At 44.3% G+C, this 18,535-nt stretch carries 14 protein-coding genes; 12 read left to right on the forward strand and 2 right to left on the reverse strand.

Annotated features, from left to right (window positions below; all coding sequences use genetic code 11):
- The first annotated feature begins 7 nt into the window (after positions 1-7).
- From WAE59_RS17645 to WAE59_RS17660, 4 genes are read left to right on the forward strand one after another with little or no spacing between them, the layout of a single operon-like run.
- Positions 8-1,783: a RagB/SusD family nutrient uptake outer membrane protein gene (locus tag WAE59_RS17645; RefSeq protein ID WP_337857285.1), complete on the forward strand. Its 1,776-nt coding sequence runs from the start codon at positions 8-10 to the stop codon at positions 1,781-1,783.
- An 8-nt stretch (positions 1,784-1,791) separates the two neighbouring features.
- Positions 1,792-2,667, forward strand: a complete 876-nt coding sequence (locus tag WAE59_RS17650) for an endonuclease/exonuclease/phosphatase family protein (RefSeq protein WP_337857286.1) — start codon at positions 1,792-1,794, stop codon at positions 2,665-2,667.
- 14 nt (positions 2,668-2,681) lie between these two features.
- The gene (locus WAE59_RS17655; protein ID WP_337857287.1) at positions 2,682-3,548 is read left to right on the forward strand and encodes an endonuclease/exonuclease/phosphatase family protein; all 867 of its coding nucleotides are present in this window, start codon (positions 2,682-2,684) and stop codon (positions 3,546-3,548) included.
- Complete coding sequence (locus tag WAE59_RS17660; RefSeq protein WP_337857288.1) at positions 3,548-4,450, forward strand: glycerophosphodiester phosphodiesterase family protein; 903 nt, start codon at positions 3,548-3,550, stop codon at positions 4,448-4,450. Before WAE59_RS17655 ends, WAE59_RS17660 begins: the two co-directional genes overlap by 1 nt.
- Here the strand turns inward: WAE59_RS17660 and WAE59_RS17665 are convergent, their stop codons facing one another.
- Complete coding sequence (locus WAE59_RS17665; protein WP_337857289.1) at positions 4,451-5,791, reverse strand: endonuclease/exonuclease/phosphatase family protein; 1,341 nt, start codon at positions 5,789-5,791, stop codon at positions 4,451-4,453.
- A 561-nt stretch (positions 5,792-6,352) separates the two neighbouring features.
- On the opposite strand from WAE59_RS17665, the gene WAE59_RS17670 reads away from it, so the two are divergent.
- The 6 genes from WAE59_RS17670 to WAE59_RS17695 all read left to right on the forward strand — a co-directional run bounded on the left by WAE59_RS17670 (position 6,353) and on the right by WAE59_RS17695 (position 15,743).
- Entirely contained in the window at positions 6,353-7,129 is a 777-nt protein-coding gene (locus tag WAE59_RS17670) for an RNA polymerase sigma factor (RefSeq protein ID WP_337857290.1), read from the forward strand.
- A 65-nt stretch (positions 7,130-7,194) separates the two neighbouring features.
- Positions 7,195-8,307 (forward strand): FecR family protein, encoded by a 1,113-nt coding sequence (locus WAE59_RS17675; protein ID WP_337857291.1) that lies wholly within the window; start codon positions 7,195-7,197, stop codon positions 8,305-8,307.
- Between the two features lie 193 nt (positions 8,308-8,500).
- Positions 8,501-11,854, forward strand: coding sequence for a SusC/RagA family TonB-linked outer membrane protein (locus tag WAE59_RS17680; protein ID WP_337857292.1), 3,354 nt, complete (start codon positions 8,501-8,503; stop codon positions 11,852-11,854).
- 3 nt (positions 11,855-11,857) lie between these two features.
- Positions 11,858-13,300, forward strand: a complete 1,443-nt coding sequence (locus WAE59_RS17685; protein WP_337857293.1) for a RagB/SusD family nutrient uptake outer membrane protein — start codon at positions 11,858-11,860, stop codon at positions 13,298-13,300.
- A 10-nt stretch (positions 13,301-13,310) separates the two neighbouring features.
- Positions 13,311-14,174, forward strand: a complete 864-nt coding sequence (locus tag WAE59_RS17690; protein WP_337857294.1) for a DUF4843 domain-containing protein — start codon at positions 13,311-13,313, stop codon at positions 14,172-14,174.
- Positions 14,175-14,207: 33 nt separating this feature from the next.
- Positions 14,208-15,743 carry a PKD-like family lipoprotein gene (locus WAE59_RS17695; RefSeq protein ID WP_337857295.1) on the forward strand — a complete coding sequence of 512 codons (1,536 nt, stop codon included), beginning with the start codon at positions 14,208-14,210 and terminating at the stop codon, positions 15,741-15,743.
- A gap of 172 nt (positions 15,744-15,915) precedes the next feature.
- Here WAE59_RS17695 and WAE59_RS17700 read toward each other — a convergent pair whose 3' ends face one another.
- Positions 15,916-16,113, reverse strand: coding sequence for a hypothetical protein (locus WAE59_RS17700; RefSeq protein ID WP_337857296.1), 198 nt, complete (start codon positions 16,111-16,113; stop codon positions 15,916-15,918).
- A 302-nt stretch (positions 16,114-16,415) separates the two neighbouring features.
- On the opposite strand from WAE59_RS17700, the gene WAE59_RS17705 reads away from it, so the two are divergent.
- Entirely contained in the window at positions 16,416-16,982 is a 567-nt protein-coding gene (locus WAE59_RS17705; RefSeq protein WP_337857297.1) for an RNA polymerase sigma factor, read from the forward strand.
- A gap of 71 nt (positions 16,983-17,053) precedes the next feature.
- A complete protein-coding gene (locus WAE59_RS17710; RefSeq protein ID WP_337857298.1) occupies positions 17,054-18,238 on the forward strand; it encodes a FecR family protein in 1,185 nt (394 codons plus the stop codon).
- Positions 18,239-18,535: the final 297 nt, after the last annotated feature.

Below are 18,535 nucleotides of genomic sequence, written 5' to 3' on the forward strand. Positions count from 1 at the left end.
AATCACAATGAAAAAGATATTGATGCTTATATTACTACTGCCCTCATTCTGGGGCTGTAAGAAAATACTGGACCTGGAGCCGGTAGACCAAATGACCCCTGAGACGGTTTTCAACAGCGAAAAGGGCCTGGAACTCTACACGAACACCTTCTACAGTGCCACACAGATATTGCCACAGGCTGATCAGATTTTTAAAGACAACTTCAGCAGCGACAACCTATCAGATTATGGCGCGGTGAACAATGTCAGCACCTTCCTTCAAAACGGTTTCGATGCCAATCAGGCCAGCGGCTGGGACTGGGGTAACCTGAGGACGATCAACTACTTTCTGGAAAACAACACCAATTCCTCCATCCCAGCCGAGGCCAGAAACCATTATGCCGGCTTGGCCAGGTTTTTCAGGGCATGGTTTTACTACAATATGGTAAAGAAGTTTGGCGATGTACCCTGGTACAACAAAACCCTGAGCGATGCCGACCCCGATCTGTACAAGGCTCGGGATCCGCGTACTTTGGTGATGGATTCAGTATTGTCCGACCTCAACTTCGCCAGCAACAACATCCGCGCTGCGAAGAATGCCAGCTCATCGAGGATCACCAGGAACGTTGCATTGGCACTGAAATCCCGGATCTGTCTGTTTGAAGGCAGCATGCGTAAATATCATACGCAACTTGAGCTGGCTTCCACGGCTGGCGAATGGTTCAGGGAAGCAGCAGATGCAGCTGAAAAGATCATGGGTACCAATATGTACAAGATCTATAATACCAATAATCCCCAATCAGATTACCGTAACCTGTTCATCAGTGAAGACCCAGTAACGGATGAGGTAATGCTGGCTGTCGTATACAACAATAGCCTCAGGAGATGGCATTCCGCCAACTGGTGGTATACCAGCGCTACCTATGGATCACGCTGGAGCCTGACCAAAAGCTTTATCAATTCCTATTCGATGCTCAACGGATCCAGATTCACGGAACAAACTGGCTATGCTACCATGACTTTCATGCAGGAAACCCAGAACCGGGACCGCAGGCTGGAACAAACGATCAGGATGGGCAATTACGCCAGGAGCAACGGAGCGAAGGCGGCACCCGACTTTGGTTACACCTTTACCGGCTACCAGCCTATAAAGTTTACCCTGGATAATTCCGGTCTGGACGGCAAGGCCGAAAACTACAATTCTTTGCCGGTGATCCGTTATGCGGAAGTACTGCTCAACTATGCGGAAGCAAAAGCGGAGCTGGGTGTATTTACTGCTGCCGAATGGGATAAAAGCATCCGTCTGTTGCGTCAGCGGGCCGGTATCAGCAATGCTTCAATGCCCACGACCATAGACAACTACTATCGTACGGAATTCTTTCCGGGGCTGACTGACCTGAACCTGATTGAAATCCGCAAGGAGCGGGCCATTGAACTGGTTGCAGAAGGTTTTAGATACGATGACCTGATCCGCTGGAAAGCTGGCTATTTATTGGAAAAACCGTTCATGGGCATGTATGTCCCGGCAATGAATACACTCATAGACCTCAACGCAGACGGAAAGGCTGATGTATCGTTTGTTACGGCCAGGCCGGCCAGTCCTGTAGCAGGGGTCGCTTATTACATCATAAATGGGGGATCTTCGCAATTAACAGAGGGGACCAGGGGCAATTTATTGTGGCTGAGTAATGTGCCGAAGGTATTTGACGAACGGAGGTATTTCTATCCCATTCCCTTGGATCAGATCGTGTTGAGTGGTGACAAAGTAAAACAAAATCCGGGATGGCTTCCATTAACAAACTAAATATAGCGATGAAAAGCAACTTGATCAAGAGCACAATTGTACTGCTGGTGCTGAGTACGGGCATCGGTTGTAAAAAAATATATGAAAGGAAGGAAAAGCAAAGGATACAGCCCTTCGTATATGCAACTTATAACATCAGGACGGACACTCCTGCAGACAATGTAGATAACCCCTGGACAGCTAGAAGAGAGCTGATCACAGATATGGTCCGTAAACATCAGTTCGAAATTTTCGGTATTCAGGAGGGAAAAGACAGCCAAGTGGCAGATTTGGCCAGCCGCCTATCTGAATTCAAGCATTTCGGTGCAGGTAGGGATAACGGGCTTACTGGTGAGCATGTAGAGATTTTTTATAATTCTTCCCTGTTTGAGGCGCTTGCAACAGGTGATTTCTGGCTTTCCCCAAGACCAGAGAATCCTGGTCCGGGATGGGATGCTTCGCTCAACAGGATTTGTACCTGGGGAAGGTTCAGGCAGATCTCCACAGGTGCCGAATTTTACGTGTTCAATACGCATATCGACCATTTGGGTGCAGAATCCCAGCGCCAAAGCACTGCTTTGCTGCTGGCGATGATTCCGAAGATAGCTGGAAACAATCCTGCTTTACTGAGCGGCGATTTCAACTTTGACCAAAATGGCGACAACTACAGGACCTTGAACACCTCTGCCATATTGAGGGATTGCTACACGAAGGCAGAAAATCCCAATGCACCAAATGGAACTTTAAATTTGTTTGACATTAACCGCGTTACCAGGTCCAGGATAGACCATATTTTCGTAACACCACAGTTTGAGGTAACGCAGTATGATATCCTGACCGATCAATATAACGGTAAGATTCCTTCCGATCACTACCCTGTTCGGGTAAAACTAAGTATGAACTAATTAAACAGACAACCATGTTAAGAAAAACCATATTCTCCGCCCTGGTGGCATTTTTGAGCATCTCCCTGGGATGTAAAAAGATTTATCAAATTGAAGAAAGCCACACCTACGAATCTGTGACTAAAGCCCCGGAAACCGGTACTCCGACGGGGAATGCCACTGAAATACGGGTCATGTCTTATGACATCAACTACACCAACCGCGCCATTAAAGGGACGAATACCGGCGTGTTGGATATAGATGCTGTGGCCGACGTCATCAATAGCAACAAACCTGATGTGGTGTGTATGCGCCAGGTAGACCGCTACACGACACGAGGCCAGATGGACATCGACCAGGCTGCTGCATTAGGCAGTATGACCGGTTTGAAATACTACTATGCGGCTGCCAGGGTTATCGGTCAGGGTAGCAGTGGTAATGCGATATTGAGCCGTTTTCCGATTCTTTCATCTGAGAACCTCAAGCTGTTTACAGATCCTGCGGATGAGGCCAGGTGCGCTGCCATCGCAGTGCTTGATCTGGGCTCTGGCAGAAAGTTGAAGGTCATGTCCACACAATTGGAAGCTGCGAAAGAAAACAACAGACTGAAAGAATTGGAGGAAATTCAGAGCAAATTGAAATCAGACGACACGCCATTTGTGCTTGCCGGAAACATGACCGCTAACGTGGGCACCGCCACTTTCAACAAACTGAATGAATATTTTGTGTTGTACACGAAGGATACACCGCTAGCGACTTTCTCATACCCCAATCCGACTACGATAGGTGATTACATCTTTTACTCTTCCGATAGTCATTTTAAGGTAGAAAACTATTACCTGGCAGGCTATACGCCGAATAGGCATGTGCCGCTAATTGTTAACTTTCAACTGAAATATTAATGAAAAGTTATTTCAAGTTATTATGCCTGGGCTTGTTGTTGATCACAACAGCCCCGGCATTTGCTCAGGGCCTCGCCAACAAGTTGAGTGCGGTCTTCGGAAAAAAATACAAAGGTATTTTAGTTGCGGCTCATAGGGGCGATTGGAGAAATGCACCGGAAAATTCTATACAGGCCCTGGAGAATTGCATAGACAGAGGATTTGACATGATGGAGATGGATGTTCAAATGACCCGCGACAGTCAGCTCGTAGTGATGCATGATAAAACAATAGACCGTACCACCAATGGCAAAGGCTTGGTAAGTGCTTTTACCTTGGAAGAGTTGCGGAAATTCAGGCTCAAAAATGGACTGGGCCGACTGACACCCCACCAAATACCGACCATGGAGGAATTGATGCTTGCTGCAAAATCCAGGATACTGATCAATGTAGATAAGGGCAACGAACATCTTGAGCTCGTGTTCAAGGTATTGCGGGAGACCAGTACACTTGATCAGGCGATCGTGAATGTAGGGGATAATATTCCTTATCAGGCTTTGATGGCGAAACAGGTCATCCCGGTCGATGCCTACATTATGGCAGTGGTGAATATGAAACACAAGGAATGCCTGCAGATCATAGAATCGTATCAGTCGAACCCACGCTCCATGCTCCAGCCAATCTTTGACACCGATACGCTTGCCAGCCTGAAGTCCCTTGGAAAATCAGCAGGCAGGCATCTGCTGTGGCTCAATAGCCTCTGGCCTTCTTTGAACGGAGGGCATGATGATGACCGGGCGGTTGAGCAAAAGCAAACAAGAGAGAGCTGGGGCTGGCTCATCAACTATAAGCCGGTGATTTTGCAGACAGATAGGCCAGCGGAATTGCTGACCTATCTAAAAGCTAAAGGTTTACATCGGTAATTACTGGTAAGTGAATTTCTCCCAGCTTCTGACCTCAACCGATTTACAGGTCATGTCATAGTTGCCGTTTTCTGAAGAAACGTATCTCCCGTTTGAAGCCCTCAGGGAGAAGGTGCCGTCAGCATTTGGTATCCAGTCAAACCTTTCCCAGCCTCCAGCTGTGGTTCTGCTGCAGGTCATCGGATCATAGCCAAATTCGGATGACACAAACTTGTTGCCTGCCTTGAGGTAAATCTTTCCTGTACCCGCACTGCTCACCGAGAAGTTTTCCCAACTTCCGGCGGTGCTGCGGTCGCACCTCATGTTGGCAGTACCATTATTGCCAGTTACAAACTTATTGTTATTGCCTTTGAGGTTGATGAGCTGACCGTTAGGAATGCTGACTGTAGCAGGCTGATCAGGTTTACCCGCATCATTCAGCAGCACGCGGACGGGATAGTGATCTGAAGGCAGGTTTCCGTTGTAGGTATCGGCAAGTATGCCGAATTGGTCTACCTGAAAATGGCTGGACACAAATATGTGATCAATTCTCTGGTCTGAGACCCTGTTGACATCATATCCATTCCCGGTATGGCCTTTTGGATTATAAGGATAATTGTTTTGCGTGTATGCATCCCTTATCACACCCGAATTGTTTAAGGTATTGTACCTGCCACTGAATTGGTCAAAATTAAAGTCTGCCGATAGTACAACGGGATTTGTTCCGGCAATTTCGTTTATTTTGGCGAGTAGGAGGTTGACGCTTTGGGTCTGTGATTGGTAAGTCAGGTCCAGATGCGTATTGAAATAGAAAAAGGAGCTGCCTGAGGCAATGTCTTTTATCCTCGCCCAGGTGCAGATTCTGGGATAGTTGGCATCCCATCCTATGCTTCCCGGTACTGCAGGCGTTTGGGACAGCCAGAAATTTCCGCTGGACAAAATGCTGAACTTATCCTTGTTGTAAAATATGGCTGCATGCTCACCCGAGCCATCAGCATTTCTACCGGTCCCGACCTTACCAAAAGCAGGAAGTAAATTCAGGAGATCGGTCATTTGATTGTTTTTCGCTTCCTGAACACCAAAAACATCAAACTTATGGGTCAGAATGAGGTCTGTGACCATTGATTTACGATCAGACCACATGTGGTTGGGTGCATCGGCGGCGACGTCAGTTCTAATGTTGAACGTCGCAAGGACGATTGGGGGAAGTTCCGCTGTTTCTAGTTGCGCAGCTGGATTTCTGCCGATCGCAGATTTCTGTTGATCTGACGAACTGGAAGCCTTAAGAATTTCCTTTTCACAACTTTGGGTAGCTGTTAAGATGCTAAGCAGGATTATGATCCTGACCATAGGTTTTTTCATACTTGTTAAATTATCGGGTTGATTTATTCGCTGATATGAAAATAAAAGAAAATGCTGAAAAGCAATTGCTTAATCAGTTTAAGATTGTGTTATCAAGGGATTAAGCAAAAAAACCTTCCTCAATCAGCCACCATTTTTTTTCTGAAATCCCTGGCTAAGCAGGTCAGTACAGGTTGCTGATGCCATACGATTGATCTACTTTTGATAAAAACACATTTACATATTGTGTTTTAAAGGTACTTCCTGTTCATTCAGGTTTATATTTGGTTAGAAAAGGGATATCGTGGATTCGGTATCCCTTTCCTTTTGGCGTTCCTAGAAGGATTCAGGCTGTGTTAAGGATGCGTTAAGGTCTGAGTCTAAACCGGCACATGCCAGCCCCGGGGTTGAAACATTTGAACATCAGCCAAAGCCGATGCAAGCCTGACTATGGGTTGAAGCTGAGGCGTCGCATACCTTTACGCAACCTTAACCTATCCTTGTTCTTTCGCCTCGCAACTAGAAACAGCATTTTAAGCCATATTAGCCCGCTGTAGTTCGGCTCAGTGTTGAGCCCATAACTTGGCCCTGCGTTGTCCCATTTTCACCCTTATCGCCTGTGCAGAGCAGATCAAAGATAGCTATGCCTACTTCCTGGTTGTCGCCATGATGTTTTCGATTCTGTATATTGCGGAAATTTCTATAGATTTATGCAAGATGGGGATGGTTATGAACTTGTATAGTGCTTATAAAGATGAGGAACTTGTTGCGTTGTTGAACCAAGGTGACAGGGCTTCTTATACCGAAATCTATAACCGCTACTCTGCACTATTGTATATTTATGCCTTCAAGAAATTGAATGATAAGGATGATGCGAAGGATGCGGTCCAGCATGTGTTTATTTCGCTCTGGAACCTGCACAAAACCATTTCCTTTGATATTTCATTGGCGGCCTATCTTTATCGTGCAATCCGGAATTTTAGCTTAACTACTTTCGCGCACAAGCAAGTGGAGGACGAGTACCTGCGTAGCGCAGCGACTCGTGTCAGGGTATTCTATGAGGGTGCAGACCATCTGATCCGGGAAAAAGACATTGCCGACCTGATTGATCGCGAAATCGCGAAATTGCCTCCGAAAATGCGGGAAGTTTTTCTACTTAGCCGTAAGGAAGGGCTGACCTACAAAGAAATCGCAGATACGCTCCAAATCTCTGAGGAAACCGTAAATACGCAGATGAAGAGGGCGCTCAAGACGTTGAGATTGCGGTTAGGGCTGGTTTTAATGGTAGCCATAGTCCATGACACTACATCATTTGCTGTCAAACCAGATGTAGGTACAAACGTATCTATGAAAAATTAAAAAAAATTTTCGAAGCTTGTCACCGTAAGTCCTCAGTTACCAGTCTTGTATGTATATATTAAGATATGGATAACCTAAGCCAGCTTTTGGAGAAATACAAAAATGGAACCTGTTCCGATAAGGAGTTGATAGCAATTGACTATTATTTTCATCATTTTGAACTCCAGCAAGACCTGCAGTTGTCCGAAACAGAACTCGCGGCGGTCAGGTCTGAAATGTGGATGAACATCGCACCGGAACAGCCACTTGTAAAGAAACTTTGGTTTAAAGTGGCAGCTGCTGTAGCCATTGCAGCGATCATACTGAGTGTGGGTGTTTACTTTAACTCGTTAGATCAGAATCGCATAGATTCCAGACTTGCGCAGCAAGAAATCAAGCCGGGAAAAAGTGCAGCAACTTTAATTTTAGCGGACGGCCGTAAGGTCAAACTAGGCGACAAGGGGACAAAATCTGTATTTGTAGACGGTACAAATGTTGCTACTGCGAATTCAAATTTACTAAGCTACACCGTTACGGATCAGGCATCAGTTAAGAACACCTTAATTACCGCTAATGCTGAACAATTTGCGCTGAGGCTACCTGATGGGACCGAGGTATGGTTAAATGCCGCGTCCAGTTTAACTTACGAAACCAATATAAATGCCAGTGGGCAGCGTGTCGTTTATCTGGAAGGCGAAGCTTATTTTCAGGTTGCAAAGGACAAAGCGCATCCATTTTTGGTGCAAACCGCCGACCAGCTCGTTGAGGTATATGGAACACATTTTAATGTAAGCAGCTATGCCGTTGACCAGTTGACAGCTACGACCTTGCTCGAAGGCTCGGTAAGTGTTAGCGCAAATGGCCAGACCCTTATGCTGAAGCCAGGTGAACAAGCAAAACTGCAGGATAAAAAGCTCCGTTTGAAGGCCGTTGATGCTGCCTATGCGGCATCCTGGAAGGATGGCTTTTTTATGTTTGATCACGAAGAGTTGGTTTCCGTCATGAATAAACTGGCCAGATGGTACGGGATCAAAGTGGTTTACCTTGATGAATCCGTGAAACGTGAGACCTTTTTCGGAACCATTAGCAGGGCCAAAAATATCACTAATGTGCTGGAACATTTATCTAAAACCAAAACACTAAAATTCAGCGTAGATCAAAACGTGGTCTATGTCTCCAGCCCGGTAAACCGACATTGAAATAACAATAACGAATAATCACTAAACCAACCAAACCATGAAAACTTACAGCAACACGACCTGAACAAATTGAAATGAAAAAACTTCGGCCGAAGCCGAAGTCCTTACTGTCCTGAAACAAATTAGCAAATTATTTCAAATCCCGCTATGTGAGGTCGGCAAAACTGACACATAGCGATCAACAGAACTTTAAATGTATAAAAATTTTACTGATAATTTTTACAGGCCTCCTGGTGCTGTAAGTAAACTATTATTGATCGTGAAAATCACCACTTTTCTCCTCTTCCTTTCCATAATGCAGTTGAGTGCAGCCTCATTCGGTCAACGGATGACCTTGAAAAGCAACCGGATTAGCGTGGAAAAAGTGCTATGGGAAATCCGTCGGCAGACTGGCTACGATGTACTGGTTCCCACGGCTAAATTTAAGACTGACCGGACCATACAGGCTAACTTCAATAATGCACCGATTGCTGAAGCATTAGATGCTGTGGTTGCCGGTACAGATTTTAGTTTTAGCATTCAAGACAACAGCGTTTACATCGTAGAGAACTTCAGGCCTTTTGCCGATCAGATCAGGCAACTGGTACAGTACGTGACCATCAGCGGCCGTGTGCTTGGGGCTGGTAAACTTCCTCTTGTAGGTGCAGGAATAAAGGTGTCCGGTACCAGAAATGCAGTGTCAACGACAAGTGAGGGACGCTTTTCCATCAATGCCAGGCTGACAGATTCACTTGTCATTTCCTATGTGGGTTACACCACCAGGACCATTCTTGCGCGCGAAGCGAACGGTCAGGATATTGAATTGCAGGAAACTGCTGCTCAAATGAATGAGGTGGTCATCAATACGGGTATCTATCAGCGTAAAAGTGAAAGCTTTACTGGTTCCTCCGCTACATTCAGTGCTGCAGAGCTCAAAACTGTTGGTAATGTAAATGTGCTGCAGAGCTTGAGGACATTAGATCCATCCTTTGTCATCAGACAGGATAATATCCTGGGATCCAATCCAAACCGCCTGGCAAACGTTGAGGTAAGGGGAAAGACAAGTGTGATCGGACTCAATCAGGAATTTGGAACTGATCCAAACCAACCCCTATTTATATTGGATGGCTTTGAAGCCACGCTAGAGATGATCAGCGACTTGAGCATGGACAGGGTGGAGAGTATTACCATCCTGAAGGATGCGTCTGCAACGGCTATTTATGGTTCTAAAGCTGCAAACGGCGTCATCGTGGTTGAAACTAAAAAACCAATGAAGGGTAAGTTGAGATTAAGTTATAACGGTAATTTCTCCGTTGATTTTGCAGACCTGACCGATTACAACCTGATGAACTCCGAACAGAAATTACAGTTTGAGAAGCTATCAGGTCTTTATGGACCATTGGATGCTAACCAAAATATTGTTGATGAAGCCAGGTTCGCAACCTACAATTCCCGCTACGCGGAAATGAGGCGTGGTGTAAATACAGACTGGATGGATGAGGCCCTGAGATTGGGTGGTACACAACGCCATACCGTTTTTGCCGAAGGAGGGGATGAGGCCATGCGTTATGGTGCTGGCTTTACCATTGGAAATACCGCTGGTGTAATGAAAGGATCCAACAGACAAACTATAAATGGTAATTTAAGGTTGATCTATAGAGTTAAAAACCTACTTTTTACAGAATACCTGAACGTCGACTACCTAAAGTCGAATGAAGAGCTTGTGCCTTTCTCCAGTTTTTCGAGGGCCAACCCTTATTACAGGCAATATAATGCAGATGGTGAACTGAACAAAATATTGGAAACCTACTTATTGTTTGTTGGAAGTTCCAATCAATATGTGTTCAGCCCAACTTTCGACCGGCTGCAAAATAATTTAAATGCAACTTCCAAGCTGGGTTTTCGTAATAACTTTGAGATCGAATGGCGTGTACTTCCGGAACTTCGTGCAAGGGGGAGGTTTAGCATCACCAAAAGTGCTGCGGATGCACAGGTATTCAAGTCTCCGGGAATGTCAGAATTCTTCTTATTGGACAACATCAGGAAGGGTAGCTATAACCAGCGTGCGACGAAAACGTTGGATTACGACTCCGACCTGAGCTTAATTTATGGTAAACTTATTGGGGAAAAGCACATGATCAATGCAGTAGCTGGTGTCCGGGGAAGCGACAATGAGTTGTCGCTAAATGGATATGCTGCCGAAGGCTTCGCAGACGACATCCGCAGGGTCCCTTCCTTTGCCTACGGCTATTCCCTTACGCAAAATAAGCCTGTTTATTCCGAATCAATCAGGCGTGCATTGAGTTCCTTTTTCAATTTCAGTTATGCTTATGACAATAAGTACCTATTGGATGCGACTTACAGAGCAGACGGTTCCTCCGTATTTGGTGCGAAGAATAAATTTACCAACACGTGGTCAGTTGGTCTAGCCTGGAATATCAATAAGGAAGCTTTCTTTGATGTAGATTGGTTGTCGCAACTCCGTATCAGGTCGTCTATAGGAAATCCGGGTAACCAAAATTTCGACGCATATATCGCCACTAAGACCTACCTGTACAATAATGGTCAGTCTAACCCTTTCGGTCTGAGTGCCATTATCAACTCTTTCGGAAATCCAGAACTCAAATGGCAAAAGACGCTGGATAAAAACCTGGGACTTGATTTTGAAGCCCTGGACAGAAGACTGCGGATCACTGTTGAATATTTTAATAAAAACACCGATCCTTTACTGGTCTATATGAGCATTCCAAGTTCCTCTGGCGTGGCTACCCTTCCCTCCAACCTGGGTAAACAAGAAACTAAAGGATTGACAGCTGTGGTCAATGGAACACTAATCAAACGTGATGACTTCTCCTGGAACGTGAATGCCAATCTGCGTCGCCAAAGATCAGTTTACAATAACATTGGAAACTCGTTATCTGGCCTGAATTCTGCCAATATGGGCAGCAATGCCAGGCGGTACTACGATGGTGGTACGCCTACAGCCCTATGGGCAGTACCGTCTGCAGGAATAGACCCCGCTACCGGTCGGGAGATCTTCATCAAAAAAGACGGGACGCAAACCTTTATTTACGATTATGCCGACGAAGTGAAAGTGGGTGATGAAGAGCCTAAGATGGAGGGTATTATCGGAACTTCGATTCTATATAAAAACTTCTCTATGAACCTGAACCTCAGGTACAGGACCGGAGGTCAGATTTTCCTGCGTACGCTATTTGATAAGGTAGAAAACATCAGCTCCACAGCCATACATTTCAATCAGGATGCAAGGGCACTCAGTGAACGCTGGCAAAAGCCAGGCGACCTGGCAAAATTTAAAGCCATTTCCCTTACTGACCAAACCCTGATCTCTTCCCGTTTTGTAGTCAATGAGCACACCCTTGCCGGAGAATCCATTTCATTTGGCTACAATGGGCAACCAACTTGGCTGAAGAAGTTTGGTGCATCGGCCCTTAACGCGCGGCTCTATATGAACGAAATCTTCCGGATTTCAAATGTGGCAAATGAACGGGGATTAGACTATCCTTTTGCGAGGTCGGTTTCTTTCTCCATGGGTTTAACTTTTTAGAAGATGAAGAAGATGAAGAATTTTAAAAATATCGGAATGCTGCTCGTAGGCACCATGTTGTTTTTCAGCAGTTGCGAAAAGTTTTTGGATGTGCAAACTCCGGACAGGATCATGGAAGATGATTTGTTTAGCAATACCACCGGTTTTAGGTCTGCGTTGAATGGTGTATATATCGATATGACTTCCGATGTATTATACGGAAAGCACATGACTTCTGGAGTGGTTGATGTCCTTGCGCAATACTATGCAGTAAGTAATATTTATACCACCTATAAGAGCTTCAATTATACCGATGCAACGCCAAGGACATATTTCGATTCGGCCTGGCAACGGTATTACCGCCTGATTGCAAATACCAACACGATTATTGATAAATGCAATACCACAAATGTATTATCGGCAACCAACAAGAACATAATTCTTGGAGAGGGACTGGCTTTACGGGCGTTTTTTCATTTTGATGTGCTGAGGCTTTTTGGTCCAATCTACAATGAGCAAAATAAAACACTAACCAGCATTCCATATAACAATGTCGTACAGCCTCAGGCTTTGCCATTGTTGCCAGCAGAAAAAGTGATAGACAACATCATCGCAGATCTAAGCGCTTCCCTGGCACTATTGGAAGCGAGTGATCCGGTCCTCACGGAAGGAAGAAGAAATACTTCTGATCTTGTCAATGGGGATTTTCTTTCGTACAGGCAGTTTAGACTTAATTATTATGCGGTGAAAGCCTTATTGGCACGTGTATATCTCTGGAAACAAGATAAGGTGAACGCAGGCAGGTTAGCACAGGAAGTAATCCGACAGGTACAAACCGAACACAATTACTTTCCTTTTGTAAGCCGTGAAGAGGCCGTGAACCCAACAACTCCCGATCGCGTTTTTTCCAGCGAAATCTTGTTTGCAGGATATGACAATACCCGCACAGCCATGTTCAATTCTTTAATTGGCCCAAATGCGGTAAGTTTCGACAGGATAAGTATCGCATCAGGCAGGGCTTCAGAAATGTATGACGACAACAATGACTTCCGATATCTTGCATTTGCGGTACAAACCGTAGGGACAGGTTCTGTTTTCTACAGCAGAAAATACGAACCTGTAAATACCGTGCTGGATAATTATGTGCCCCTGATACGAGTCAGTGAAATGTATTATATCGCAGCGGAATGTAGCGCAAGTTTAACCGATGCAACCACCCTGATTAACAAGGTACGGGCAGCCAGATCTGCGAGAAACCTGGTCATAGCGGATCAAAATGCGCTGGAATTGGCCCTAAGAAATGAATACCGCAGGGAATTTTTGGGGGAAGGACAACTTTTTTACTACTACAAGCGAAAGAACCTGGCATCTGTGCCGGATGGCGCTACAAATACCGGTACGACAAATGTAACCAGTGGTAGCTATGTAGTACCACTGGTGGATAGTGAGATTAGTCAACGTAATTAAAAAAACGACAATGAGAAGAGCAATATTATATGTAGTGCTGTTGCTAACGATATTTACCACAGCCTGTAAAAAAACGGAAGTTGCCACCTATAAAGGCGATGAAGGCATCTATTTTTCCGTGAGGTATGAGAATCCACGTTACTTAAATTCCTCTGCCAATAATTGGCCGAACCAGCCATATACGACCACGAGTTTTCTAAATACGACAGAAAACACCATTACCGTAAACCTGCGGGTCAACATTACTGGCAATGCGGTAAGCCATGACCGAACATTTAATGTTGTAGTAGATAAAGACAGCACTACTGCAACTGAAGGCATACATTATGAACCATTAAAATCGGCTTATGTAGTGAAAGCAAACGAGTTTTATGGAGAAATACCAGTTGTACTTAAACGTGCCGCCAACCTACGTACCCAGGAAGTAAAACTTGGTCTGAGGTTAGTTGAAAATGAAAACTTCAAGCTCAGTATGCCGGTCTGGTATCCAATTCCTGCTATGCAGGAAAACGTAATGAATAACGCAAAGTTCGATGCGCGTTACCATTCCATAAGATTTTCTGACTTACTGGTTATGCCAGCTGTATGGGCCTGGTATGGCGCGAATATCTCCGGTAGGGACGATAGTTACTGGGGTGTTTTTTCTCCGGCTAAATACGATCTCATGTGCAGGCTTTGCGGACTTACCTATGCCGATTTCACCGGCGCCAAAATGGGTGTAGATCGTGCTTTAACCGTTTCTAATACCGTTTCCAGGTATCTGCGAGAACAAATGGATAAAGGGACGCCGGTTTTGGAACCCTCGGATGGAAGACTCATGTGGGTTTATGGTGTAAGCTGGAGATCGACCATAGGAGTTCCGTATCGTCCCTAACAAATGAATTAATTCACATTAACGAAGCAAATCATGAAAAAATATAATCTTATTACATTTTTCCTTCTCGCAGTGTTGTACCTGTCGGCATGTAAACAGTCGGAGATGGAACTGCATGAAATCAATGAAGGCAGTATTTCTGGTCTGGCTACAAATTACGAAGTAATTTATAAGGCAGAGGAATTGAAAATCACACCGAATATCAACTGGACTCAGGATGCAACGGCAAGTGGTAACTATAGCTATTCCTGGAAAGTGATCCCTGTTGCCACACCAACAGCTGCAGGAACAATTATCGGTACGGAACGGGATTTAAAAACATCTGTTGAGCTCAACCCAGGGGATTATAATCTTTACTACCGGGTTACCGACAACAATACCAATGTGGCGTTCAGCAAGACTGCAACGTTGCGCGTGACGACCGTAGTGAGCAGGGGTTTCCTGGTATTTGGCGACGATAACAGTGGGAATGCAGATCTGCAGATGATTGCCATGCGTGCCAACGGCCAGGAGTTCATCTTGAAAAACCTATTGTCGGGCAGTGGGCTTCCGGTTTTGAAAGGTGCGAAAGAGGTTTATTTTTCGGGTAGTCTGCCGCAGTATAACGTAGACAATCGAAAATTGTGGATCACGACGAATGATGGTGCATATTATATTGACCGTACTACTTTTCGTTCAGATCCTTCGCAAACGCTGAAGAGTTTCTCTTTCTTTTCCCAGAACCTTCCCGAACCCTATGCACCAATACTTTTTGCACCAATCTCTATCAATGGTGTTCAGGTTTCAGGTGTGAGGGCGGCAATTTGGAGCAATGGTTATCTGAATAAAAATGAAAATGTAACTTACACAACGCCTGAAAGTTATGGTGATTGGATTAATCATGTAGACAATGTTTTTTTCCGTTTATCCCCTTATATTGCCTATTCACCATTGACCACTGGTTCATCGTTGGTGTTCTTTGATAAAGACAACAAACGCTTCGTTTACAATTCCAACTATTATTACAATATGATCCCTCTGACTACGGGATCTATTTTCCCATGGGATCAGCGTTCTACGCAACGTGATCTCGTGTATATGGAAAATACGGTCAACACAGAGAACGGTGCAGTCTCGGGGAATAGTTATGCCCTTTTGAAGGATCCTAGCAATAGGTTTCACATCTACAAATTCTATCCCAGGACTAGACTTCAGGTAGCTTATTATCAGCCTACATTCAATCTGGCTACCGATTTGGATAAGGCGACAAAGTATGCATTCTATTCCAACAGGTCTTATCTGTTCTACGCCGTTGGCAGTAAGCTTTATGGCTATGAATACAGTTCAGGAAATGAAAAAGTAAAGTTAATCAGGGACTTTGGTACGGAAGAAATCAGCCTCCTGAAGTTCGATATCCAGAACACAAGTACCGGAGCTAACGACCTCTATGTGGCTACTTACAGCGCGAGTTCCGGAGGAACACTTCGAAAGCTTACAGTTCAAAATAATCCAAATGACATTGTAGCGAGCGAAACCAAAAGCTGGAGCGGTTTAAATAAAATTAGCAGTATTTACTGGAGAAACGACTAATTTACCGCCATGCCACACTTTTCTAGCCGCTCACTGAGCTCTATTTAATATTCGAATTTTATAGGTTCTGATAATGGTCAAATAAATCTACTTCAACAAACGACAAAGCCACTTCCTAAGAAGTGGCTTTGCTAATCATATTTGCTACAATGAGCATTGTGTTACCATTAAGCTAATCAACTAGCTTAATGCCAAATCTTCCACCCCAAGGGTCGCCAATAGTTAGCGCAGTCCAATGGTCCATTTCAACATTCTGTGATCCCTTGCCGGTCCACTTCATGCCGCCCATAACTTCTACCTGTTCTTCTTTACTCAAAATGGTTACACCCATTTTTTCTAACTTTTCGAATTTGTTTTCTCTGTTTTTCATAGCTGTAAAGTTTTATCAGTTCATTTCAAATGAAAAAAAACAATTTTAGTGCCAAAGCTTTCAATTCCTTCGCGTTGGATAGATAATCCTCTCTCAAGAATCTTGGTTTATGGATGTGTATCTTGAAGGATAATTAGGATATTATTTGAATTATTCCTCGCCAAAGTTTGGCGATCTGTATGGAAATTATATACTTTCGTCGAAAAGAGCATTAATTTATGACGGGTACTTTGTCGGTAAGGACAGGTGCCCGTTTTTTCGACGAGATATTTTTAGTATTTTAGTTTAGGATTGTTAACCTCATGAACGCTTACAGTGCATATACCGATCAGGAACTTGTTTTTTTACTAAAAGAAGGGGATAGATTTGCTTTTACGGAAGTCTATGACCGTTATTCAGCTTTACTGATTAAGTTTGCCGCTAACAAACTCTATGACCTTGACGATTGTAAAGATTTGATACAGGATTTGTTTGTAAACCTGTGGACTGAGCGGGAGCACAAGCAGTTTTCCGGAGAACTCAAGGCCTATCTTTATGCCGTCACGAGGCACAAGATCATCGATAAGATCCGAAAAAACGTAACCCGGGAAGAGTATAGTATGGTTGTGCAGTCGTTGAAGGAGCATGCCATTTATAATCCGGAAAAGGATATTGATGCAAAGGAGCTGGAAAAAGTCATTTCGCTGGCGATAGAGCAGCTTCCACCACGAGTAAAGGAAATTTATAAGCTGAGCCGTAATGAATATATGAGTATCAGTGAAATTGCTACACAACTGAACATTTCAGATCAGACCGTTAAAAACCAATTGAGCACAGCAATGAAGTCACTTAGGGAGACCATTTCCAGGTTAGCTATTTTATTATTGTGATTTTTTTTATTTCAGCATAGTACTTGCTGCTGTTTCATACGACTACCTCTTTAATAAGGCATAAAAGTGATATGAAAGGTAAATCAGATCTTCTGGAAAGATACATAAACGGCAATTGTACGCCGGAGGAAAAACTTTATGTGGATCTTTGGTTGGATACCCAATACGTTGAGAACAACGAATGGGATAAAATGACTGATGAGCATAAGAAAGCGTTCATGATTGCTTTATTTGGTGATATCAACAAAGAGATTGGTCTCAAAGAGAAAAGCGCTGTGGAACTTTGGCCGCGCATCCGCCTTGCTGCGGGCATAGCCGCTGCGGTAGCCACTATTGTTTTTGGTGTCTGGTTTTTTAGCCCTTCTCGTCATTCTGATAATGACCGTCATCCTGAACTTGTTTCAGGATCTGACATCGCGCCAGGCAGGAGTGGAGCGACCATCACGCTGGCCAATGGCGAGGTGATCCAACTGAGCGAAGCGAAGAAGGGGGTAATCATAGACCCTACATCATTAACCTATGATGATGGTAGTGAGATTGCTTCTGAAGCTGCGCAACCTCGCAATGACGAGCGTGGTGGCGGTCGTCATCCTGAACTTGTTTCAGGATCTCAATTAACCGCTTCTACAGCCAAAGGCCAAACCTATGAATTTACCCTTCCCGATGGCTCGCACGTATTTCTTAACGCAGATTCAAGAATCATTTTTCCTTCACAATTTTCTGGTAAAGAACGCAAAATTTTGCTTGAAGGAGAGGCGTACTTTGTTGTAAAACATAATCAAAAACAACCCTTCAGGGTAGAGAGCAAGGGGCAAATTGTAGAGGATATCGGAACAGAGTTTAATATCAATGCTTACGCTGATGAAAGCAGCGTGAAGACTACGTTGGTAGAAGGAAGTGCCCGCGTAATATCGAGCGCGGGGCGAGCCGATGCTATGAGCGTAACCCTTATGCCCAACCAACAAGCCTCACTGTTAAATGGGAAGCTCAAGGTAAAAATGGTAGATCCTGAAAGTGCTACAGCCTGGAAGTCGGGGATTTTGCTATTCAATTCAATGCCATTGGAAGAGCTGATGCGGCAGGTAGCGCGGTGGTATGATGTAGAAGTGGTCTATGAGAACGAAAGTTTAAAGCAGCACCCGATGGAGGGTTCGGTATCTAAGTATAGCAATGTATCCAGGATAATGAAGACTATAGAAAACACGGGTGCGGTGAAGTTTAAAATAACAGGCAGAAAAATAGTAGTGAGTAAGTGATAACAGTCTAACCAACTGGCCTTAGGTACTGATCATCCCTGGGGTAATTAACAGAATCAACAACTAAACCAACAACGAAAATGAAAGCATTATTACGACAGCGGAGTTAAGACTGAAAAGGGGATCAGACAAAAGAAAGCCGGAATTGCGCTAACAAGTCCGGCAAGATGGATCTGAGTAACCCTAAATTCTATTGACCAGAAATCATGTATTAACTCAAACCCAAGTAAAAGTATGGAAAAAATTACTTTTAACCATGGGCAGTCTGTGATGGGGCTGCCTGTAAAACTACTATTG

This window comes from Pedobacter sp. GR22-6 (genome assembly GCF_037402555.1).
Taxonomy (GTDB): Bacteria; Bacteroidota; Bacteroidia; order Sphingobacteriales; family Sphingobacteriaceae; genus Pedobacter.